Raw genomic sequence first — 22,180 nt, 5'->3', positions numbered from 1 at the left:
TCCTGATTGCTCACGATGCGCTGTCCTGTCCTTCGCCGACCACCTTCAAGGGTGAAGCGCGTTCAATCTGAGGCTGGCGGCCCTGGTTTTCCTTGCGGAGAATCTGCGACAGAACCTCCTCCTTCGGTCCGAAGGCCTGCATGCGCCCCTCGTTCATCATCAGCACCATGTCGGCGCTGGCGAGGGCGCTTGGTCGATGGGCAATGACGACGACGATGCCGCCGCGCGACCGGACCGTCATGATCGCCTCGGAAAGCGCCTGCTCGCCCTCGGCATCAAGGTTGGAATTCGGCTCGTCGAGAACGACGAGGAAGGGATCGCCGTAGAGCGCACGTGCGAGGGCGACACGCTGGCGTTGACCTGCCGAGAGGGCTGCACCGCCTTCGCCGATGTCGGTTTCGTAACCGTTCGGCAGCTTCAGGATCAGATCGTTGACACGAGCCGCGCGCGCCGCAGCGACAATGGCTTCGGACGTTGCGTCTTCGGCGAAACGGGCAATGTTCTGCGCGACCGTGCCGGCGAAGAGCTCGACGTCCTGGGGCAGGTAGCCGATATGGCGACCCAGCATGTCGCTGTCCCACTGGTCGAGGGCGGCGCCGTCGAGCCGCACCGCGCCGCGGTGGGCCGGCCAGATGCCGATGAGTGCACGCGCCAGCGAAGACTTTCCCGAAGCGCTCGGGCCGATCACGCCCAGCGCGCTGCCCGCCCGGACGGTGAAATTGATCTCGGCGAAGGTCAGCCGCTGGGCGCCGGGTGGGCCGCCCGCCAGTGCTTCTGCACTCAGCCGCTCCCGGGGTGCCGGCAGTTCGAGCGGGGCCTCCCGCTCGGGAAGGGCCTGCAGAAGATCCTTGAGGCGCTGCCAGCTTTGCCGGCTGGCGACGTAACCCCGCCAGTTGCCGATCGCGAGTTCAACGGGTGCCAGTGCACGGGCCGTCAGGATGGAGCCGGCAATGATGATGCCGGGCGACGCCGCGCCCTGAATGACGAGAACGGCGCCTGTTGCGAGCACTCCGGACTGCAAGGCCATACGGAACACTTTCGACACCGCGCCATAGCCATTGCCGACATCCGACGTCAGTCGGTTCTGGTCACGATAGGTGCGGTTGCGCCGTTCCCAGATTTCCGACATGCGGCCGAGCATGCCCATGGCCTGCATCACTTCGGCGTTGCGCTGCGATGCCTGGGCAAAGGCATTGCGGCGGTTGCCGGCTTCCGAGGCAGCGCGCGATGGGCCCTGCGTGCCGGCATTTGTCAAAAAGGTGAGGCCAATCAGGATGAGCGAGCCGACAATGGCGACATAACCGATCATTGGATGAAACAGGAAGCAGATGCCGATGTAGAAGGGCAGCCAGGGCAGATCGAAAAACGCGGCCGGTCCTGTTCCCGACAGGAACGAACGAACCTGGTCGAAATCACGCAGCGCCTGCAGGCCATCGCCCTGGGTCCTGAGTTTGAGCGGCGCCTGTACGACGGCGCGATAGATACGGGCGCCCATCGCTTCGTCGAGGGCACCGGCAATGCGCACGAGCATGCGTCCGCGCATCATTTCGAATGCCCCCTGGAACGCATACAAAAGGAGTGCCAGCAGGCAGAGGGCAATCAGCGTCGGGATGCTGCGGCTCGGCAGGACGCGGTCATAGACCTCGAGCATGAAGAACGATCCGGTCAGATAAAGGATGTTCACGAGCGCGCTGGCCATGAACACGCCGATAAAGGCGGTCTTGCAGTTCCGCAGCGCTGCGCCGGGCTCCGCAGAGCCCGTTTTCAATTTCGGATTTTTCGTCACAAGCACGTCCTCAAATAATCCAGTTGCTCAAAAAAGCTTTCACGTGTCGTGTATCTTATCAAATTTTTTGCCTGACAGGCCTGTAACCGCGGGAACTGTCGCGAGTGTACGATACTTGCTGGCAATCTTGAAAAACAATTCGGAATATATAGCGGTCATAAGGATGATTTTTGCATTGCACAAGAAGCCGCTTGTGGGCAGACTCGCACCATGTCGGCCAAACCTTTATCCATTCTGGTTATCGATGAAAACCATATCCGTGCCTCGATCATCGAGACAGGCCTGCGCGAGGCGGGTCATGAGCACGTGACGGTGCTGCATGAAATCGTCGGATTGGCGCGCCAGATCGAAGTGATTGTGCCTGATGTCATCGTCATCGATATCGAGAATCCGAACCGCGATATGATGGAGCACCTGTTCCAGTTGACACGGGCTGTCAGCCGACCGATCGCAATGTTTGTCGACAGGTCCGATACCGCCTCGATCGAGGCGGCGGTCGAGGCCGGCGTTTCCGCCTATATTGTCGACGGGCTGAAAAAGGAGCGGGTGAAGCCAATACTGGACATGGCCGTCAGCCGTTTCAACGCGTTTAGCCGCCTGCAGCGGGAACTGGCGGATGCCAAATCGGCGCTCGAAGAGCGCAAGATCATCGAGCGGGCCAAGGGCATTCTCATGCAGATGCGGCAGATTTCGGAAGAGGAAGCATTCACCATGCTGCGGCAGACGGCGATGAACGAGAAGAAAAAGCTGACCGATATCGCGCAGAGCGTGGTGACGGCCGCCGGATTGCTGATGCGATGAGCGGCGCTATCTGATGACGGACAGGATAACAGCAAGCAGGATATGTCAGGGTGTACAGAATGAAAGCGCGTGACGATCTGAGCCCTGGCGGCCATGCTGCCGGCGGTGCGGTGGCAGCGCCCGAGCGGGTGCGCAGCGAAGGCGCGCGGGTCGTGCGCGCGGGCTTCATCCCGCTTGTCGATGCGTCGGTGCTGATTGCCGCCGCGGAGTTCGGTTTTGCGGCGCGCGAGGGCATTGCGCTTGATCTCGTGCGCGACGTTTCCTGGGCAAATGTCCGCGACCGGCTTGCCTTCCGCCAGTTCGACGTGGCGCACATGCTGTCGCCGATGCCCGTTGCGGCAGCGCTTGGGCTGGGCTCCAATCCGTCGCCGACGATCACGCCGTTTTCGCTTGGTCGCGGCGGCAATGCGATCACGCTGTCGACACGGCTCTATGCCCGCATGCAGGCAGAGGCGGATCTGGCGGGCGGCGAAACGGCTCTTGCCAATGCCGAGGCGCTGGCGAAAGTGATCGTCCGCATGAAGAGGGATGGCGAGGCGCTGCCGACCTTCGGCATGACCTATCCGTTTTCGTCCCATAATTACGAACTGCGTTACTGGCTGGCGGCCGGCGGTATCGATCCCGATACGGATGTGCGCCTGATCGTCGTGCCACCGCCACTCACCTCGGATGCCCTTGCAGCCGGGGCCATCGACGGTTTCTGCGTCGGTGCGCCGTGGAACATGGTCGCGTCCGAGCGCGGCGTCGGGCGTATTGTCGCTGCAAAACAGGACCTGTGGCCGTCAGCGCCTGAAAAGGTCATGGCCACTCGTCCCGAATGGGCCGACAGCCACCCGGAAACACTGTCGCGCCTCATCGTGGCTCTGGATGCGGCGGCCCGATGGTGCGACCAGCCGGAAAACCGCGATGCACTCGCCGATGCGCTGGCCGATGCCCGCTACGTCGCCGCACCCGTCGATATCATCCGACGCGTCCTGCGCGGCGAATTCACCGTCGATCCGCAGGGCAGCCAGCGGGTCATCGACAATTATTTTATCTTCCATAACAACCTTGCGAACTATCCGCGGCCGAGCAAGGCGCTGTGGATCTACAGTCAGATGATCCGCTGGGGACAGATCGGGCACTCTGCCGAAGGCGAACGGCTTGCATCATCCGCCTATCGGCCGGATCTCTACCGCGCAGCACTCGGTCCATTGCCCGATCCGGCGGACGACCGGCGTATCGAGGGTGCCGTGGCCGGCGACACTTTCATCGACGGCCACGTTTTCGACCCGTCGGGCATACCCGCTTATGTGGCGGGATTTCCGATTCGAGTGGCCGATGCTGCCCCCCTTTCCCGGGATGATATCTGAACGAGCTCTGCATAAGAATGCTGCAATCGCTTCTGTGCGCTGCACAAATCGAAGGCCGATACGGCCATTGGTGAAATTTTGAGCATGCCAAAATACTTGAAAATACTCAATTAAAACAATATATTATAAAATAAAATACAAACTGGCACGCTGTTTGCTTTGTTTAAAACGCCGAGGTCAACGAAGATCTTGGCGCCATTGAACGGCATGCCGTTCAATCAGTGACATCGACGTCGCAAGGCTTTCTGCATCGAGAGGGACTTCTCCCATTCTCTCGACGCGTATGCCGAGCGGCGTTTTTTTGTGCGTTTTTTTTGGGCTTCGGGCCTTCGGGCAACAGAGAGGGAATCGACAATGAGCAGGATCCTGTCGGGCGGACTGACCCGCCGCAACATGTTGAAAACCACAGCCGCAACGGCGCTGATGGGTGCCGTGAAAATGGCTTTTCCCTCCGGCGCATTTGCGCAGGGCGCGGGGCCCGAGACGACGAAGGCCGTGCTCGGCTTCATTGCACTCACGGATTCGGCGCCGTTGATCATCGCCAAGGAAAAGGGCTTCTTCGAGAAGCACGGCATGCCGGATGTCGACGTCGTCAAGCAGGCATCCTGGGGGACGACGCGCGACAACCTCGTGCTCGGCTCGGACGGCAGCGGCATTGACGGGGCGCACATCCTGACGCCGATGCCCTACCTGATCTCCGCCGGCAAGGTGACCCAGAACGGCCAGCCATTGCCGATGGCGATCCTTGCCCGCCTCAATCTTGATGCACAGGCGATTTCCGTCAGCAGCGCCTATGCCGATCTCAAGGTCGGCATCGATGCCGGTGCCCTCAAGGAAGTCTTCGCCAAGAAGAAGGCCGATGGTGCGCCGGCCAAAGTGGCGATGACCTTCCCGGGTGGTACACATGATCTATGGTTGCGCTACTGGCTGGCTGCCGGCGGTATCGATCCGGACAGCGACGTGGAAACCATTGTCGTTCCGCCGCCGCAGATGGTTGCCAATATGAAGGTCGGCACGATGGACTGTTTCTGTGTCGGCGAACCGTGGAATGCGCAGCTCGTCAACCAGGGCATCGGCTATACGGCGACGAATACGGGGGAAATCTGGGCGAAACATCCGGAAAAGTCGTTCGCCATGCGCGCCGACTGGGTCGAGAAGCACCCGAACGCCGCCAAGGCGATTACCATGGCCATCATGGAGGCGCAGCAATGGTGCGACGACATGGCCAACAAGGAAGAACTGGCGACCATCGTTGGCAAACGCGCCTGGTTCAACGTCCCGCCACGCGATCTCGTCGGCCGCCTCAAGGGGGAATACGACTATGGCAACGGCAAGGTCGTGGAGAACAGCCCGCATTTGATGAAGTTCTGGATGGACCATGCGTCCTATCCCTTCCAGAGCCACGATGCCTGGTTCCTGACGGAGGACATCCGATGGGGCAAGTTCGAACCCGGCACGGATATCAAGGGCATGATTGCCAAGGTTAATCGCGAGGACATCTGGCGCGAAGCCGCAAAGGGCCTTGGCATCACCGATGTTCCGGCCTCCACCTCGCGCGGCATAGAGACCTTCTTCGATGGCAAGACCTTCGATCCGGCCAATCCGGAAGCCTATCTCGCCAGCCTCGACATCAAGCGTTTCGCCTGATCCATTTTCCCGCAGCCGGCGTTTCGCCGCCGGCTGTCTCCCGATCGATTACAGGAGACCGGCATGTCCGTGACCAATCTCAACATCAAGTCCGAAACGGCGGCGAAGCCGTCTGCAAGCGTCGTCACTTTGGCGCGTGCGGCCCGTCCATCGGCTGGATTTCGCCTCCCGCCTTTCGTCAAGACGCTTGCGGACAACGTCCTGCCGCCGCTGATCATGCTGGCCGTGCTGCTCGGCGCCTGGGAGCTTCTCTGTTCTTCGCCGACATCGAGCCTTCCGGCGCCGTCGCGTGTCCTTGAAGAGAGCTGGGCACTGATCGTCGATCCGTTCTATATCGGACAAGGTACCGACCAGGGCATGTTCTGGCATATTTTCGCCAGTCTCCAGCGCGTGGCGGTGGGTTATGCGCTGGCTGCGATCGCCGGCATCGCGCTTGGAACGCTGATCGGCCAGAGCGACCTTGCCATGCGTGGTCTCGACCCGATCTTCCAGGTTCTGCGCACCGTTCCGCCGCTGGCCTGGCTGCCGCTGTCGCTTGCCGCCTTCCGCGACGGCAATCCTTCGGCCATCTTCGTCATCTTCATCACCGCCGTCTGGCCGGTGATCATCAACACGGCCGTCGGTATCCGCAATATCCCGCAGGACTACCAGAATGTCGCCAAGGTCCTGCGCCTGAACGGTTTCGAATACTTCACCAAGATCATGCTGCCGGCCGCCGCCCCCTATATCTTCACCGGCCTGCGCATCGGTATCGGCCTCTCCTGGCTTGCCATCGTTGCCGCTGAAATGCTGATCGGCGGCGTCGGTATCGGCTTCTTCATCTGGGATGCGTGGAACTCCTCGCTGATCAGCGACATCATCGTCGCCCTCGTCTATGTCGGCATTGTCGGCTTCATGCTCGACCGTGTCATCGCCCTCATCGCCAACGCCGTCACCCGCGGCAACGTCAAAGCTTGAAGGAGCGCATCATCATGTCCAAAAGCTATCTCTCGCTGGAATTCATCGACAAGAGCTTCGAGCGCAACGGCGTTCGCAGCGAGGTGCTGAGCCAGGTGTCGCTCGGCGTCGAAAAGGGCGAATTCATCTCGATCATCGGGCATTCCGGCTGCGGAAAGTCCACCCTGCTCAATATCGTCGCCGGCCTCACTGAGGCGACAACCGGTGTCGTCTTCCTCGACGGACAGGTCGTCGATGCGCCCGGTCCGGATCGGGGCGTGGTCTTCCAGAACCATTCCCTGCTGCCGTGGCTGACCGTCTACGAAAATGTCTCGCTCGCCGTCGACAAGGTGTTTTCGCGAAAGAAGACGAAGGCCGAGCGTCATGACTGGGTGATGCGCAACCTCGACCTCGTGCAGATGGGACACGCCCGTGACAAGCGCCCCTCGGAAATCTCCGGCGGCATGAAACAGCGCGTCGGCATTGCAAGGGCGCTGGCCATGGAGCCGAAGGTGCTTCTGCTCGATGAGCCATTCGGTGCGCTCGATGCGCTGACCCGGGCACATCTGCAGGATCAGGTCATGCAGATCCATGCCGAACTCGGCAATACCGTGATGATGATCACCCATGATGTCGATGAGGCCGTGCTGTTGTCGGACCGTATCGTGATGATGACCAATGGTCCGGCTGCCCGGATCGGCGAAGTGCTGGACGTGCCGATCGCGCGCCCGCGCCGCCGCATCGAACTGGCCACCGATCCAACCTATATCCGCTGCCGTTCGGCCGTTCTCAAATTTCTCTACGAGCGCCACCGCCTCGTCGAAGCGGCGTGAGGAGACGACGATGAACCGCGAAAAACTGGTGATTATCGGCAATGGCATGGCGCCGGGGCGCATGCTGGAAGAGCTGTTCGAAAAGGCGCCCGGCCTCTACGACGTGACGATCTTCAACGCCGAGCCGCGCGTCAACTACGACCGCATCATGCTCTCGCCGGTGCTGTCAGGCGAAAAGGCCTATGATGACATCATCATCCATGGTGACGACTGGTATCGCGACCATGGCGTGACGCTGCATCGTGGCGCCAGGGTGGGTGCCATCGACCGCGTCGCAAAGACGGTGACGGCCGAAAACGGTATCGTCGCACCCTATGACCGGCTGGTGATCGCGACCGGCTCGCTGCCCTTCATCATTCCGGTGCCGGGCCATCAGCTGCCGGGCGTTCTCGCCTATCGCGACCTCGATGATGTCGAGAAGATGCTCGACATTGCCAGGAACAAGGGCAAGGCAATCGTCATCGGCGCCGGCCTTCTCGGGCTCGAGGCTGCCTACGGCCTGAAACGGCAGGGCATGGACGTGACCGTCGTGCACCTGATGCCGACGATCATGGAACGCCAGCTCGATCCGGCTGCCGCCTATCTGCTCGAGAAGGCGCTGACCGAACGGGGCATCGCGATCATCACCAAGGCGGACACCAAGGCGATCCTCGGCACCGACAGGGTTGAAGGCGTCGAACTCAAGGATGGTCGCATTCTCGACGGAGAAATGGTCATCATGGCAGTCGGCATCCGTCCCGCCTCGGCGCTGGCCAGGGATGCCGGCATTGCCGTCAATCGCGGCATCGTCGTCGATGACGGTATGATGACGTCGGATCCCAACATCTATGCGCTGGGCGAATGCGCTGAACATCGCGGCACCTGCTACGGCCTTGTCGCGCCGCTCTATGAAAGCGCGCGGATCCTGGCCGATCGGCTCTGCGGCGGCAACGGCGAATATGGCGGCTCCGTCACCAACACCAAGCTCAAGGTCACCGGCATCAACCTGTTTTCGGCCGGCGATTTTGCGGAAGGCGACGACCGCGAGGAAATCGTCCTGCGCGATGCGACGGCCGGCGTCTACAAGCGTCTGGTGCTGAAGAACGACCGGATCATCGGTGCCGTGCTCTATGGCGATACCACCGATGGCTCCTGGTATTTCGATCTGATGAAGCGCAGCGTGCCTGTGACCGAGATGCGCGACACCCTGATCTTCGGGCAGTCCTATCAGGGCGGCACGACGCTTGATCCGCGGGCCGCGGTCGCGGCCCTGCCGGCAGAGGCTGAAATCTGTGGCTGCAACGGCGTCTGCAAGGGCAAGATCGTCGATACGATTGCCGCCAGGGGGCTGACGACGCTTGATGAGGTTCGCGCCCACACCAAGGCGTCGGCGTCCTGCGGCTCCTGCACAGGTCTGGTCGAGCAGTTGATGTCGATCACGCTGGGCGACGCATTCAATCCCCATGCCGTGAAGCCGATGTGCGGCTGTACCGATCTCGGCCACAGCGATGTGCGCCGGCTGATCGTGGCAAAGCAGCTGAAGACCATTCCGGCGGTCATGCAGGAACTGGAGTGGAAGACATCCTGCGGCTGCGCCAAGTGCCGGCCGGCGCTCAACTACTACCTCGTCTGCGACTGGCCGGACGACTATGCCGACGATTACCAGTCGCGGTTCATCAACGAGCGGGTCCACGCCAATATCCAGAAGGACGGCACCTATTCCGTCGTTCCACGCATGTGGGGCGGTATGACGAGTTCGTCCGAATTGCGGGCGATTGCCGATGTGGTCGACAAGTTCGAAATCCCGGCTGTCAAGGTCACCGGCGGCCAGCGCATCGACATGCTCGGCATCCGCAAGGAAGATCTGCCGGCCGTCTGGGCCGATCTCGGCAAGGCTGGCTTTGTCTCAGGTCAGGCCTATGCCAAGGGACTGCGCACGGTGAAAACCTGCGTCGGGACCGACTGGTGCCGTTTCGGTACGCAGGATTCGACCGGGCTCGGCATTCGCATCGAGAAGTTCATGTGGGGCTCCTGGACGCCGGCCAAGCTGAAGATGGGCGTGTCCGGCTGTCCGCGAAACTGCGCCGAAGCGACCTGCAAGGATATCGGCGTCATCTGCGTCGATTCAGGCTTCGAGATCCATTTTGCAGGCGCTGCCGGCCTCGACATCAAGGGCACCGAAGTTCTCGGTCTGGTCCGGACCGAGGACGAAGCGCTCGAATATATCGTGGCGCTGACGCAAATGTACCGAGAGCAGGGCCATTACCTGGAGCGCATCTACAAATGGGCCAAGCGCATCGGTCTCGATGAAATCCGCCGGCAGATCATGACCGACGCCGAAAAACGTCAGGGCTATTTCGAGCGTTTCGTGCTGTCGCAGAAGGTGGCGCAGGTCGACCCCTGGTCGGAGCGCGTCTCCGGCAAGGACAAGCACGAATTCATGCCGATGTCTGAACTCAAGCTGGAGGCCGCAGAATGAACACGCATATGAACAGCTGGTTCGATGTCGGATCGATCTCCGACATTCCGCGGCGCGGCGCACGCTGTGTCACGACCGGAACCATGACGGTGGCGGTCTTCCGGACGGCGGACGACAAGGTCTTTGCGCTGGAGGACAAATGTCCCCACCGCAAGGGACCGCTGAGCCAGGGCATCGTCCATGACGGCTGCGTTACCTGCCCGCTGCACAACTGGGTGATCTCGCTCGAAACCGGCCGTGCGCAGGGCGCCGACGAGGGAGAGACGTTGTCCTTCCCCGTGCGTCTGGAAGGGGATCGCATCCTTTTATCGTTGATGCCGCAGACGGCGGAAGCGGTCATCGCGGCGGAATAGACGGGTCGTTCGAACAGGAGATCGGTGAGATGAACAGGGATAGCGATACACGGGCAATGACTTCGGGCACGCGGGTGCCGGACACTGCACCGGCAGGCCGCAAGCGCCCGGAGCGCATGCAACCGCTCGCCGTCCTGCCCATCTTTCTGCCGCTGAATGGCCGCAAGGCTATCGTTTCCGGCGGCACGGAGGCCGCTGCGTGGAAGGCCGAGCTTCTGGCTGCGGCCGGTGCCGATGTAGCAGTTCTCGCCGGCCAGCAGGTGTTGTCCGGCGATATGCGCGCCCTGCTTGAGGAGGGCAGGGTGCGCGTTCATCATCGTCCGTGGGGTCTGGTCGATTTCGACGGGATAGCGGTCGCCATCGCCGATGCGGAAACCGACGAGGCTGCGCGCACCTTCGCCTGTGCCGCCAGAATGGCCGGCGTTCCCGTCAACATCATCGACAAGCCGGCCTTCTGCCAGTTCCAGTTCGGAACGATCGTCAACCGCTCGCCGGTCGTCGTCGGCATCTCGACGGATGGTGCCGCACCGATCCTCGGGCAGGCAATCCGCCGCCGGGTCGAAACGCTTCTGCCGCCATCGCTGAAGGATTGGGCGGGTCTTGCCCGCTCCCTGCGCGACACGGTTGCCGAAAAGCTCAATCCCGGCCCGCAGCGCCGGGCCTTCTGGGAGCGCTTCGTCGACCGTGCATTTGGCGGGCAAAGCCCGGACGCTGCGAGCGTCGCCGATATTCGCGATGATCTTTCCCCGCCGCAGCATGCGGGAAGCGGCCGGGTGACGCTGGTCGGCGCCGGGCCTGGTGATGCGGAACTGCTGACATTGAAGGCGATGCGGGCGCTGCAATCGGCCGACGTCATCCTGTTCGACGATCTGGTTTCCGACGAGGTTCTGGAACTGGCCCGCCGCGAAGCCAAGCGCATGCTGGTCGGAAAACGCGGTGGCCGCGAAAGCTGCAAGCAGGACGACATCAACCGGATAATGCTGACCTTCGCCCGGCAGGGCAAGCGCGTCGTGCGGCTGAAATCGGGCGATCCGGCCGTCTTCGGTCGCGCCGGCGAGGAGATCGCCTTCCTGGAGCGACATGGAATTGCCGTCGACATGGTGCCGGGCATTACCGCTGCCAGCGCCATGGCGTCGCGCCTCGGCGTCTCGCTCACCCATCGCGACCACGCCCAGTCCGTGCGCTTCGTCACCGGCCATTCCCGGCATGGCGCCCTGCCGGCGGATCTCGACTGGCGAGCAATCGCCGATCCGCGAACGACGACGATCTTTTACATGGGGGGCCGCACGGCCGGCGAGATTTCGACGCGCCTGCAGGAGCATGGGCTTGATCCGCGCACACCGGTGGCAATCTGTTCCTCCGTCTCGAGGGCCAGCGAGAAACGCTGGTTCGGAACGGTCACCGAGATGGCGCATGGTATCGGCGAGATCGGTTATGACGAGCCGGTGCTGATCGCCGTCGGTGGCGTCTTTGCACGCCAGGAACAGCAGGCGGTGGCGCTCAGCGCATGAATATCCACACGTCGTCCACCCGCAAGGTCAAGAGTGCCTGCCCCTATTGCGGGGTCGGCTGCGGCATCGTCATGGAGGTCGCCGGCAACCGCGTCACCAAGGTCACCGGCGACAAGGATCATCCCGCCAATCGCGGCCGGCTGTGCACAAAGGGCATGACGAGCGCCCAGGCGATCGAGGCGACCGGACGGCTCGACCGCGCCTTCATTCGCGCCGATCGCAACGGCGAGCAGGTGCCGGTGGCGCTGGACAGGGCGCTTTCGGAGACGGCCGAGCGGCTGAAGGTGATCCTCGAGCGGGACGGGCCCGATGCGATCGCGCTCTATGTTTCCGGCCAGATGTCGATCGAGGCGCAGTACCTCGCCAACAAGCTCGCCAAAGGTTTCATCCGCACCCAGCATATCGAATCCAATTCGCGTCTGTGCATGGCCAGTGCGGCCAGCGGTTACAAGCTTTCGTTGGGTGCCGATGGTCCTCCGGGCTCCTATGACGATATCGACAAGGCGGATCTCTTCCTCGTCATCGGCTCGAACATGGCCGATTGTCATCCTGTCCTTTTCCTGCGGCTGATGGATCGCGTCCGGCAGGGGGCAAAGCTGATCGTCGTCGATCCGCGCCGGACAGCCACGGCGGAGAAGGCCGGCCTTTTCCTGCAAATCAAGGGCGGTACGGACCTGGCCCTCCTCAATGGCCTGCTGCATCTGCTTCACGACAGCGGCCGGATCGATACCGATTTCATTTCGGCCCATACGGATGGCTGGGCGGACATGCTGGATTTTCTCAGCGCCTATGCGCCGGATGCGGTTGCCGCCATCACCGGGCTTGCGGCAGAGGATATTCGCAATGCCGCCGAGATGATCGGCAATGCCGGCAATTGGATCAGCCTTTGGACCATGGGGCTGAACCAGAGCACACACGGCACCTGGAGCAGCAATGCGCTCTGCAACCTGCACCTGGCGACCGGGGCGATCTGCCGTCCGGGAAGCGGACCGTTTTCGCTGACCGGCCAGCCGAATGCCATGGGCGGCCGGGAGATGGGCTATATGGGACCGGGTCTGCCCGGCCAGCGTTCGGCGCTTGTTGATGCCGACCGGCAGTTCGTCGAGAAACGCTGGGCCTTGCCAAAGGGCACCATCCGATCCGATGGCGGCGGCGGCACGATCTCCCTGTTCGAGGATATGCGCTCGGGCCTTATCAAGGCCTGCTGGATCATCTGCACCAACCCAGTTGCCTCCGTCGCCAACCGCGCGACCGTCATCGACGGGCTGAAGAAGGCCGAACTGGTGATCACCCAGGACGTGTTTCTCGACACCGAAACCAATATCTATGCCGATATTCTCCTACCCGGTGCGCTCTGGGCGGAAGCCGAAGGCGTGATGGTGAATTCCGAGCGCACAATGACGCTGATGGGCAAGGCTGTCGAACCGCCCGGCGAGGCGCGCCCGGACTGGTGGATCATCGCCGAGATCGCCTGTCGCATGGGGTATGCCTGGGCTTTCACCTATGCTTCGGCAGCGGAGGTCTTTGACGAAATCCGTGGTTTTGCCAATGCCAAGACCGGCTATGATATTTCGGGTGCCACCCACGGGCGGCTTGCGGAAAGCCCGCTGCAATGGCCTGTTGCAAAAGGTGGAACAGATCGCAATCCGGTGCGCTACCGCGACCCGGCAAAAGGTTTCCAGTTTCCGACGGCAAGCGGCAAGGCGCAGTTTTTCGCCCGACCGCATCTCGACGCCTCGGAAATGCCGGACGAGCAATTTCCGTTCGTTCTCAATACCGGCCGCCTGCAGCACCAGTGGCACACGATGACCAAGACGGGAAAGATCCAGACGCTGAACAAGCTCAATTCCGGACCCTTTGTCGAGATCCATCCGCAGGACGCGCAGGCCTTCGGCGTGAGCGATGGCGATCGCGTCGAAATCCGCTCAAGGCGTGGTTTTGCCATCCTGCCGGCAATTGTCACCGATCGCGTCTTGCCGGGGGCCTGTTTCGCGCCGTTTCACTGGAACGACATTTTCGGCAACGACATAGCCATCAATGCCGTTACCTGCGATGCTGTCGACCCGATCTCGTTGCAGCCGGAACTGAAGGTCTGTGCCGTCGCGCTGTCGCCGGTCGGGCAGCCAAGCAAGGCGACGCCTTCAACGAGCACGCTCGTGCAAAAGGTCCTGCAGCCCGTCACCACCGGTGGATGGCTGGCGGCCGGTGCCGATCGATTTGCGAGCGCTGTCGGCCTCAAGGCCCCGGAACCGCTGGTTCTGGCGGGAGCGGAGAGGGCCTATCTCGAAGGCTTTATCCTCGGCTTGCGGATCGACGATCGCGCACCCTCAGGCGTGCCGGTCCTGCCGCCCAACGCACCGTTGCCGCTCGAGAAGCGCCAGCGGCTGAACGGTCTTCTGGCCGGGCTGTTTTCGCGGGACGGACCGAGCCTTGACGCTGTGCAAACCGCATCCGCCTCTCTCGAGGAGAAGCGCAATGACGGTATCCTGATGCTCTGGTCCTCACAGACCGGGACGGCTGAGGAACTGGCGAAACGCTGTGCCGCCGACCTTGGCGAGCATGGCCTGAAGATTCGGCTCGCCTGCATGGAAGAGTGTGCAGCCGATGCGCTTTTGCGGGAGAACCTGCTTCTGGTCGTCACCAGCACCTTTGGCGATGGCGAGGCGCCGGACAATGGAGCCGGATTCTGGCGCCACTTGCAGAACAGCAAGGTTCAGCTGCCGGATCTGGGTTTTGCCATTCTGGCACTCGGCGATTCGAGCTATGGCGAATTCTGCGGCTTTGGTCGGCGGCTCGATGAAAAGCTCGAGGCTTTGGGTGCGCGCCGGCTTCTGTCGCGGATCGATTGCGACGGGGACGGCGAAGACAAGGTCGATGGGTGGCTGGATGCGGTCATCGAAGCCCTGACGGATGACGATCCGGATCCGCTGGACACAATGACGGTTGCAAAACCAGCCCCGCTGCCGGCGATCACTTCCGGTACGCTCCGCGAGAAGGCGAGCACCGTCCGCCTCATCCGCAATCTCAGGCTGAATGGGGCCGGTTCAGCCAAGGAGACCCGGCAGATCGGTTTCGATCTCCGCGATACCGGGCTCAATTACGAGGCCGGCGATGCGCTCGGTATCCGTCCGTCCAATTGCCCCGCTCTGGTCGCTGAAATTCTCGACACAACGGGGCTTTCGCCAGAGGCCTTGGTCATCGTTCCCGATGCCGGAGAGATGCCGCTCGCCGATGCACTGGCCGATCATTTCGAGATTGCCCGGATCACACCCGATTTCCTCCGGTTTGTCGCGGAGCGGAGCAGGAATGAGGGGCTCAATGCGCTGCTGCATCGCGACAACAAGGCTGGCCGCGAAAACTGGCTCTGGGGACGGCAGGTGGCCGATGTTCTGTCCGAGTACAGGCCGCGTGTCGATGCCGGTGATTTTCTCTCCAGCCTGAAGCGGCTGCAGCCGCGGCTTTATTCGATCTCCTCCAGCCCCAAGGCGCATGCGGGAGAGGTCCATCTGACGGTCTCGACCGTGCGCTATGCGCATCAGGGCCGCGCGCGGCATGGGGTCTGTTCGGTTTTTCTCGCCGACCGGGCGGAGCAATCCGGCGCGTCGATTTTCGTGCGTCCGGCCCCGGGCTTCCGATTGCCGGGCGATGCAGAAAGGCCCGTGATCATGATCGGTCCTGGAACCGGCATCGCGCCTTTCCGGGGGTTTCTCGCCGATCGTGCGGCGTCCGGTGCCACCGGGAGAAACTGGCTGTTCTTTGGCGAGCAGCACGCAAGCAGCGATTTCTACTATCGGGACGAGCTTCTTGATTGGCAGCACTCGGGCGTGCTGACCCGCCTTGATACCGCCTTTTCGAGGGATGGCACCGACAAGGTCTATGTGCAGGATCGCATGCTGGAAAAGGCCGCGGACCTCTGGCGCTGGATCGAGGAGGGAGCCTCTGTCTATGTCTGCGGGGATGCCTCGCGCATGGCCCGAGACGTCGATGCTGCCCTGAAGGCCATCGTCGCCGGTCAGGGGCAGATGAGCGACGACAAGGCGGCCGATTATGTTGCGCGTCTCGCTCGCGACAAACGCTATCTGCGCGACGTCTACTGATCGCGCGGAAACCCTTGCATCCCGCCAGCCGATCCGTCAAAGACGCGTCCACAAGCGCAGGGGTGGATGCATGAGACAGTTACTGATCGTCGGCATCGGGGCCGGCAATCCCGAACACATGACGGTGCAGGCGATCAATGCGCTGAACCGCGCCGATGTTCTGTTCATCCCCACCAAGGGCGAGGCGAAATCGCAGCTTGCCGATATCAGGCGCGATATCTGCGATCGCTATGTCACCCGCGCCGATGGTCGTATCATCGAGTTTGCAGTGCCGGTGCGCCAGACGGCGGGCCGATCCTATGACGCCAGCGTCGATGGCTGGCATGCGGCGATCGCGCAATCCTATGAGCGGCTATTGCTCGACGAACTAGGCCCCGAGCAGACGGGCGCTTTCCTTGTCTGGGGCGATCCGATGCTTTACGACAGCACGATCCGCATTGTCGAGCGTGTGCGGGCGCTTGGCACGGTCGATTTCGACTATGCTGTCATTCCCGGCATCACCAGCGTGCAGGCGCTGACTGCGAGCCATCGCATTCCGCTCAATCTCGTTGGAAAACCGGTGCAGATCACCACCGGCCGGCGTCTTGCCGAGAGCTTTCCGGGGCTGGCCGAAACGGCGGTTGTGATGCTCGACGGCGAGCAGGCCTTCATGGCGATCGATGATCCCGAGGCCTTCATCTATTGGGGGGCCTATCTCGGCACGCCGCAGGAAATCATCCTGTCGGGCCGGGTGTTGGAGGTTCGCGAGGAAATCCTCAAGACCCGAAGCCAAGCCCGCGCCCGCCATGGCTGGATCATGGATGTCTATCTGCTGCGAAAAGGTGCCGATTTCGACGCATAGTCGGCGGGTTGAAAGCGGACGCATGTTGGCCCGCACGTTACAATCCTGTATGGACGGCGGATGGAGCGGAACGCAGGGCATCTGGCAAGGGAGAGGCAACCGGCAGGCGGTGCAGCAGAGATGCGGCGCGGCGCCTGTCCGACGCTGGCTACGCCCATGCAGACCGGCGATGGTCTGCTTGTCCGCCTGCGTCCGGTTCGATCCGGTTTCGCCCTTTCGGAGATCGTGACGCTGGCCAGCGCGGCGCGCCGGTTCGGCAATGGCATTCTGGAAGTCACGGCGCGTGGCAATCTGCAGATCCGGGGTCTTGTCCCGGAGACAGTGCCTGCTCTTGCGGCTGTCATCGCCGATGCGGATATCGACATTACCGACGGTGTGGCGATCGAAACGCCGCCGCTGGCCGGCATGGATCCGGCCGAAATCATCAATCCGCTGCCTTTGGCTTTGCAGATCCGGGCTGCGATCGCGGGCCATCGGCCGGCGCTCCTTCTGGCACCAAAACTGTCGATCATTATCGATGGCGGCGGAGGTCTGCATCTTGATCAGACAAGCGCGGATATTCGCCTGCGTGCCTTTCGCGTCGGCTCCGACGTGCTGTGGCTCCTGGGCATTGCCGGAACGGAGAAAACGGCGGAACGCATCGCCGTGCTGCCGGCGGCTGACGTCGTTCCGGCGGTCCTGCTCATCCTTGCCGAACTGGCGCGGCGCGGACGCGATGCCCGTGGCCGCGATCTCGACGGCGGCATGCTTGCGCGCGTCCTCGGGTCCACTGAGGGTTTGCAGGTGATCTCGTCGAGGGAGCCGGCACCCTTGCCCGCCGGCATTCATGACTGTGGTGGGAATGGCCCGGTTCTCGGCCTTGCGCTTGCCTTCGGCCAGACCGACGTCGAAAGCCTGCTGGCGCTTGCAGACCGTCTGGAGCGGCTGGGCGTCCATGAAATCCGCCTCGCGCCCGGTCATGCGCTGCTCGTTCCGGGGCTGAAGCACGGCGACGTACCGGAGACCCAGGCCTTTGCGCGCACCCTTGGCTTTCTGATCTCGCCCGATGATCCCGGCAATCACATTGCCGCCTGTGCGGGCATGGGGGCCTGCGCCTCGGCGCTGCTCGACACCAAGGCCGTTGCGCGCCTGTTCATCGACACAGCGCCGGAGGTTCTGGACGGCTCGCTGGCGGTGCATCTGTCCGGCTGCGCCAAGGGGTGCGCCAGGCCTTCCGCCGCGACACTGACCATGCTGGGTGCGCCATTAGGCTATGGGCTTGTCGTAAATGGCCCTGCCTCGGCTGCGCCCAACGCCTACATCGAACAAAAGACTATCAAAACCGCGGTCGTGCGCCTTGGTGCCCTGGTGCGGGATAACAAACACGCTGGCGAATCGGCACGGTCCTGCCTTACACGGCTGGGGACCGACGTCGTGATCGCCGCGGTGCAACAGGGATAGAGATGCCAGACTACGATTACATCCGGGATGGCGATGCCATCTATGAGCGCTCCTTTGCCATCATCCGCAGCGAGGCGGATCTTTCCCGTTTTGCAGAGGACGAGGCGGATCTTGCGGTGCGCATGGTGCATGCCTGCGGTCTGGTCGAGGCGGCCAGGCAGTTCGAGTTCGCGCCGGGTTTTGTTTCCGCGGCCCGCACGGCGCTGCAGGCCGGTGCGCCGATCCTCTGTGATGCCTTCATGGTGGCGCATGGCATTACCCGCGCGCGCCTGCCGGCAAACAACGAGGTGATCTGTACGCTCCGGGAGGCCGAAACACCCGTGATCGCAAAAGAGATCGGCAATACCCGCTCGGCGGCCGCGCTCAGGCTCTGGATCGATCGCATGGCCGGTTCGGTCGTTGCCATCGGCAATGCGCCAACGGCGCTATTCTATCTGCTTGAACTTCTGCGGGACGGTGCCCCGAAGCCGGCGGCAATCATCGGCATGCCGGTCGGTTTCGTCGGTGCGGCGGAATCCAAGGATGCGCTGGCCGAGCATTCCTACGGCGTTCCCTATGCCATCGTGCGGGGCCGTCTTGGCGGCAGCGCGATGACGGCAGCGGCGGTCAATTCGCTGGCGAGGCCGGGCCTTTGAGCGCGCCGCTTTCGGGAAAACTGATTGGCGTTGGAACAGGACCCGGTGATCCGGAGCTTCTGACGGTCAAGGCCGTCAAGGCGCTGGCGGCCGCCGATGTGCTGGCCTATTTCGCCAAGGAAGGCCGACGCGGCAATGCCCGTGGCATCGTTGACGGCATGCTGAAAGCCGACCTGATCGAACTGCCGCTTTATTATCCCGTCACCACCGAGATCGACAAGGAACACGACGACTACAAGAGCCAGATCACGGGCTTTTACGACGTGTCTGCCGCAACCGTCGCCGCGCATCTGGACGCCGGCCGGACCGTCGCCATCCTCAGCGAGGGCGACCCGCTGTTCTACGGCTCCTACATGCATCTGCATGTGCGTCTGGCCGGACGCTTCCCGGCAGAGGTCATACCCGGCATTACGGCCATGTCCGGCTGCTGGTCGATGGCCGGCCTGCCGATCGTGCAGGGCGATGATGTTCTCTCGGTTCTGCCCGGGACCATGGCGGAGACCGAACTGCTCCGCCGTCTGTGCGATACGGAAGCGGCGGTCATCATGAAGGTTGGCCGCAACCTGCCGAAGATCCGCCGTGCGCTGGCAGCGTCCGGAAAGCTGGCGCAGGCGGTGTATGTCGAGCGCGGCACGATGGCGAGTGCGGCGATGATCCCGCTTGCCGAAAAGGCCGACGATGTCGCGCCGTACTTTTCGCTCGTGCTGGTCGCAGGCTGGAAGGGCAAGCCATGAGCGGCACGCTCTATGTCGTCGGTACTGGCCCTGGGGGCGCGCAGCAGATGACCCCCGAGGCGTTGCAGGCCGTGTCGAGGGCGACGGAGTTTTTCGGCTATGGTCCCTATCTCGACCGGCTCGACCTGCGGCCCGACCAGCGCCGCATCGCATCGGACAACCGGGAAGAACTGGATCGCGCGCAGGCGGCCCTGACCCGCGCTGCGGCCGGTGTCGACGTTTGCGTCGTCTCTGGCGGTGATCCCGGCGTGTTTGCCATGGCTGCCGCCGTCTGCGAGGCGATCGATGCCGGACCGTCGGAATGGCGGGCGCTTGATCTGGTCGTCACACCGGGCGTGACGGCGATGCTGGCGGTCGCGGCGCGTATCGGCGCGCCGCTGGGTCACGATTTCTGCGCGATCTCTCTTTCCGACAATCTCAAACCCTGGGATGTCATCACGCGGCGCCTGCGGCTGGTGGCAGAGGCTGGCCTTGTGATTGCCCTCTACAACCCGATCAGCAAGGCCCGGCCCTGGCAACTCGGCGCTGCCTTCGACATTCTCCGTTCCGTTCTGCCGCCATCGACTCCGGTGATTTTCGGGCGCGCTGCCGGTCGGCCAGACGAGCGCATGCAGGTTATGTCGCTGATCGAGGCCGATGCCGGGCGCGCCGACATGGCCACCTGCGTAATCATCGGCTCGGCCCTGACCCGGGTCATCGAACGGCCCGGACGGCCGGATCTCGTCTACACGCCGCGCTTCATCGCAGGAGAGAGCAAGTGATCGATCCGGTCGAGAGCATCGGCAAGCGTTCCGACCGATGGCAGATCGACCGAATCCTGCCGCTCGACCATCACCACGTCGATGCCGAGCTCGCGCGCTGCAGCGATCTTGCCATAGGTGGCGTTGCCGCCGCTGTTCTTGGCGACGATGACGGCGATACGGTTTTCGACCAAAAGCCTGCGTTCGTCGGCTGGATCAAAGGGACCGGCCGCAAGGATATAGCGCACCCGGGGAACATCGAGCTGCGGTGTCACCGGATCGACGCTGCGGACGAGATAGTGGTGCTGTGGCGCCTGTTCGAACAGGAAAGCCTCCTGCCGGCCGATGGCAAGGAAGACATTGCGCGATGCGGTTCCGAGCGCCGATACGGCGTCTGCCATGGTCGACACCGAGGTCCAGCGATCGCCGGGCTGGCGCTCCCAGGCAGACCTGCGCAGCGCAAAGGCGGGAATGCCGGTTTGCCGGGCGGCGCCGGCCGCATTGGCCGATATGCGCGTGGCGAAGGGATGGGTGGCGTCGATCAGCAGGCCGAAATCATTGTCCGTCAGGAACGCTGCCAGGCCGTCTGCGCCTCCGAAACCGCCGCTGCGCACCGGCACCGGCTGAGTCATGGGTTCGGCCGTACGCCCGGCAAGGGAAAGCAGCACGTCGTAATCGGTGCGGCCCGCAAGCCGGGCCGCCAGTTGCCGGGCTTCGGTCGTGCCTCCCAGTATCAGAATGCGGTGTCTGCCCATGCATGATGCTTTCGTGTTTTCCCCTGGCCTGCAGGCGCCGTGGCTGACGATCATCGGTCTTGGAGAAGATGGTCTAGCGGGTGTCGGCGATGAGGCCAAGCGCTGCATTGCTGCGGCAAGCGTGATCTTCGGCGGTCACAGGCACCTGGAGCTTGCCGGTGAGCTGATTACCGGGGAGAGGCATGCCTGGATGAGCCCGTTCGAGCGGTCGATCGAGGCCGTTGTCGCGCTGCGCGGCTCGCCCGTCGTGGTTCTGGCATCCGGCGATCCACTCTTTTTCGGCGTCGGCGCAACGCTGGCGCGCCGGATAGACCCTGCCGAAATGCGGGTCCTGCCGTTCCCGTCCGCCTTCAGCCTCGCTGCCGCAAAGCTTGGTTGGGCACTACAGGATACCGCGACCGTTTCGCTGCACGGCCGTCCTGTCGACCTGATCCGCCCGCATTTGCATCCCGGTGCGCATATCCTCGCCCTGACCTCCGATGCTAGCGGCCCGGAAGCTTTGGCACGATTGTTAATCGAGAGCGGATTTGGTCAGTCATCGCTTACGGTTCTCGAAGCGCTTGGTGGACCCGAGGAGCGTGTCACGCGGCATGTCGCGGCGCAATTCTCGCAGTCGGACGTGCATGCGCTGAATATCTGCGCGGTGGAGGTCGTGGCCGAAAGCGGCGCGCGCATCCTTTCGCTGGCCAGCGGTCTCGATGATGCCTTGTTCGAACATGACGGGCAGATCACCAAGCGTGAAATCCGCGCGCTGACGCTGTCGGCGCTAGCACCGCGTCGCGGTCAACTGCTGTGGGACATTGGCGCCGGATCCGGCTCCATCGCTATCGAATGGATGCTGAGCGATCCGTCCCTGCGGGCTGTGGCGATCGAGGTCTCCGCAGAGCGTGTCGCCCGCATCGGCCGCAATGCGACGCAATTCGGGGTTCCGGGCCTGGTCGTCGTCCATGGCGGCGCTCCCGGTGCGCTGCTGGACCTGCCGCAACCCGACGCGATCTTCATTGGTGGCGGCGGGAGCGGCGACGGGGTAATGGAGGCTGCCATCGCGGCATTGCGCGATGGTGGACGGCTGGTTGCCAATGCGGTGACTACAGAGATGGAGGCGGTGCTTCTGTCCTGCCATGGCCGCCTTGGCGGTAGCCTGATCCGTATCGACATCGCACGGGCATCGCCCGTCGGAGCCATGACAGGATGGCGCCCGGCAATGCCGGTAACGCAATGGTCCTGGACCAAACAAGAGACGACGTCTGAGAGGATATGA

At 63.0% G+C, this 22,180-nt stretch carries 17 protein-coding genes; 15 read left to right on the top strand and 2 right to left on the bottom strand.

Translation table 11 applies throughout. From position 1 onward, the window contains the following. Positions 1–10: 10 nt before the first annotated feature. Complete coding sequence (locus AX760_RS00615; RefSeq protein WP_245294901.1) at positions 11–1,786, bottom strand: type I secretion system permease/ATPase; 1,776 nt, start codon at positions 1,784–1,786, stop codon at positions 11–13. A gap of 210 nt (positions 1,787–1,996) precedes the next feature. Between AX760_RS00615 and AX760_RS00610 the strand changes: the two genes are divergently transcribed. The 14 genes from AX760_RS00610 to AX760_RS00545 all read left to right on the top strand — a co-directional run bounded on the left by AX760_RS00610 (position 1,997) and on the right by AX760_RS00545 (position 20,185). Then, positions 1,997–2,587 (top strand): ANTAR domain-containing response regulator, encoded by a 591-nt coding sequence (locus tag AX760_RS00610; RefSeq protein WP_071830887.1) that lies wholly within the window; start codon positions 1,997–1,999, stop codon positions 2,585–2,587. A gap of 59 nt (positions 2,588–2,646) precedes the next feature. Continuing rightward, a complete protein-coding gene (locus AX760_RS00605) occupies positions 2,647–3,939 on the top strand; it encodes a CmpA/NrtA family ABC transporter substrate-binding protein (RefSeq protein WP_071830886.1) in 1,293 nt (430 codons plus the stop codon). Positions 3,940–4,293: 354 nt separating this feature from the next. Continuing rightward, on the top strand, positions 4,294–5,586 hold the full coding sequence (locus tag AX760_RS00600) for a CmpA/NrtA family ABC transporter substrate-binding protein (protein WP_071830885.1): 1,293 nt from the start codon (positions 4,294–4,296) through the stop codon (positions 5,584–5,586). A gap of 63 nt (positions 5,587–5,649) precedes the next feature. Beyond that, entirely contained in the window at positions 5,650–6,543 is an 894-nt protein-coding gene (gene ntrB, locus AX760_RS00595) for a nitrate ABC transporter permease (RefSeq protein WP_083531019.1), read from the top strand. Positions 6,544–6,557: 14 nt separating this feature from the next. Further along, a complete protein-coding gene (locus tag AX760_RS00590; RefSeq protein WP_071831029.1) occupies positions 6,558–7,355 on the top strand; it encodes an ABC transporter ATP-binding protein in 798 nt (265 codons plus the stop codon). A gap of 10 nt (positions 7,356–7,365) precedes the next feature. Then, positions 7,366–9,813: a nitrite reductase large subunit NirB gene (gene nirB / locus AX760_RS00585; RefSeq protein ID WP_071830884.1), complete on the top strand. Its 2,448-nt coding sequence runs from the start codon at positions 7,366–7,368 to the stop codon at positions 9,811–9,813. Continuing rightward, positions 9,810–10,166 carry a nitrite reductase small subunit NirD gene (gene nirD / locus AX760_RS00580; RefSeq protein WP_087149122.1) on the top strand — a complete coding sequence of 119 codons (357 nt, stop codon included), beginning with the start codon at positions 9,810–9,812 and terminating at the stop codon, positions 10,164–10,166. The genes nirB and nirD overlap by 4 nt, the downstream gene beginning before the upstream one ends. Before the next feature lie 116 nt (positions 10,167–10,282). Beyond that, on the top strand, positions 10,283–11,677 hold the full coding sequence (gene cysG, locus AX760_RS00575) for a siroheme synthase CysG (protein WP_083531024.1): 1,395 nt from the start codon (positions 10,283–10,285) through the stop codon (positions 11,675–11,677). After that, positions 11,674–15,774 (top strand): bifunctional nitrate reductase/sulfite reductase flavoprotein subunit alpha, encoded by a 4,101-nt coding sequence (locus AX760_RS00570; protein ID WP_071830882.1) that lies wholly within the window; start codon positions 11,674–11,676, stop codon positions 15,772–15,774. Before cysG ends, AX760_RS00570 begins: the two co-directional genes overlap by 4 nt. A gap of 70 nt (positions 15,775–15,844) precedes the next feature. Next, on the top strand, positions 15,845–16,615 hold the full coding sequence (gene cobF, locus AX760_RS00565; protein WP_071830881.1) for a precorrin-6A synthase (deacetylating): 771 nt from the start codon (positions 15,845–15,847) through the stop codon (positions 16,613–16,615). 120 nt (positions 16,616–16,735) lie between these two features. Further along, positions 16,736–18,055, top strand: a complete 1,320-nt coding sequence (gene cobG, locus AX760_RS00560; RefSeq protein ID WP_071830880.1) for a precorrin-3B synthase — start codon at positions 16,736–16,738, stop codon at positions 18,053–18,055. A 2-nt stretch (positions 18,056–18,057) separates the two neighbouring features. Then, entirely contained in the window at positions 18,058–18,690 is a 633-nt protein-coding gene (locus tag AX760_RS00555; protein WP_071830879.1) for a precorrin-8X methylmutase, read from the top strand. Then, positions 18,687–19,424, top strand: a complete 738-nt coding sequence (locus AX760_RS00550; RefSeq protein WP_071830878.1) for a precorrin-2 C(20)-methyltransferase — start codon at positions 18,687–18,689, stop codon at positions 19,422–19,424. The genes AX760_RS00555 and AX760_RS00550 overlap by 4 nt, the downstream gene beginning before the upstream one ends. Continuing rightward, positions 19,421–20,185 carry a precorrin-3B C(17)-methyltransferase gene (locus AX760_RS00545; RefSeq protein ID WP_071830877.1) on the top strand — a complete coding sequence of 255 codons (765 nt, stop codon included), beginning with the start codon at positions 19,421–19,423 and terminating at the stop codon, positions 20,183–20,185. The genes AX760_RS00550 and AX760_RS00545 overlap by 4 nt, the downstream gene beginning before the upstream one ends. On the opposite strand, the gene AX760_RS00540 is transcribed toward AX760_RS00545, so the two are convergent. Beyond that, complete coding sequence (locus tag AX760_RS00540) at positions 20,149–20,919, bottom strand: cobalt-precorrin-6A reductase (protein ID WP_071831027.1); 771 nt, start codon at positions 20,917–20,919, stop codon at positions 20,149–20,151. The genes AX760_RS00545 and AX760_RS00540 overlap by 37 nt on opposite strands. Here AX760_RS00540 and cbiE point away from each other — a divergent pair. Next, positions 20,918–22,180, top strand: coding sequence for a precorrin-6y C5,15-methyltransferase (decarboxylating) subunit CbiE (cbiE, locus tag AX760_RS00535; RefSeq protein ID WP_087149121.1), 1,263 nt, complete (start codon positions 20,918–20,920; stop codon positions 22,178–22,180). The two genes, AX760_RS00540 and cbiE, sit on opposite strands and share 2 nt — an antisense overlap.

Origin of the sequence: Pararhizobium antarcticum (assembly GCF_001885585.1) — a bacterium.
GTDB classification, from domain to species: domain Bacteria; phylum Pseudomonadota; class Alphaproteobacteria; order Rhizobiales; family Rhizobiaceae; genus Pararhizobium; species Pararhizobium antarcticum.
This window is presented reverse-complemented; position numbering and strand designations above follow the sequence as displayed.

What these genes read in the sequence shown, in the direction of transcription:
- AX760_RS00610 (WP_071830887.1), top strand. Translation starts at nt 1,997, where the DNA reads ATGTCGGCCAAACCTTTATCCATTCTGGTTATCGATGAAAACCATATC.
- AX760_RS00605 (WP_071830886.1), top strand. Translation starts at nt 2,647, where the DNA reads ATGAAAGCGCGTGACGATCTGAGCCCTGGCGGCCATGCTGCCGGCGGT.
- AX760_RS00600 (WP_071830885.1), top strand. Translation starts at nt 4,294, where the DNA reads ATGAGCAGGATCCTGTCGGGCGGACTGACCCGCCGCAACATGTTGAAA.
- ntrB (WP_083531019.1), top strand. Translation starts at nt 5,650, where the DNA reads ATGTCCGTGACCAATCTCAACATCAAGTCCGAAACGGCGGCGAAGCCG.
- AX760_RS00590 (WP_071831029.1), top strand. Translation starts at nt 6,558, where the DNA reads ATGTCCAAAAGCTATCTCTCGCTGGAATTCATCGACAAGAGCTTCGAG.
- nirB (WP_071830884.1), top strand. Translation starts at nt 7,366, where the DNA reads ATGAACCGCGAAAAACTGGTGATTATCGGCAATGGCATGGCGCCGGGG.
- nirD (WP_087149122.1), top strand. Translation starts at nt 9,810, where the DNA reads ATGAACACGCATATGAACAGCTGGTTCGATGTCGGATCGATCTCCGAC.
- cysG (WP_083531024.1), top strand. Translation starts at nt 10,283, where the DNA reads ATGCAACCGCTCGCCGTCCTGCCCATCTTTCTGCCGCTGAATGGCCGC.
- AX760_RS00570 (WP_071830882.1), top strand. Translation starts at nt 11,674, where the DNA reads ATGAATATCCACACGTCGTCCACCCGCAAGGTCAAGAGTGCCTGCCCC.
- cobF (WP_071830881.1), top strand. Translation starts at nt 15,845, where the DNA reads ATGAGACAGTTACTGATCGTCGGCATCGGGGCCGGCAATCCCGAACAC.
- cobG (WP_071830880.1), top strand. Translation starts at nt 16,736, where the DNA reads ATGCGGCGCGGCGCCTGTCCGACGCTGGCTACGCCCATGCAGACCGGC.
- AX760_RS00555 (WP_071830879.1), top strand. Translation starts at nt 18,058, where the DNA reads ATGCCAGACTACGATTACATCCGGGATGGCGATGCCATCTATGAGCGC.
- AX760_RS00545 (WP_071830877.1), top strand. Translation starts at nt 19,421, where the DNA reads ATGAGCGGCACGCTCTATGTCGTCGGTACTGGCCCTGGGGGCGCGCAG.
- cbiE (WP_087149121.1), top strand. Translation starts at nt 20,918, where the DNA reads ATGCATGATGCTTTCGTGTTTTCCCCTGGCCTGCAGGCGCCGTGGCTG.
- AX760_RS00540 (WP_071831027.1), bottom strand. Translation starts at nt 20,919, where the DNA reads ATGGGCAGACACCGCATTCTGATACTGGGAGGCACGACCGAAGCCCGG.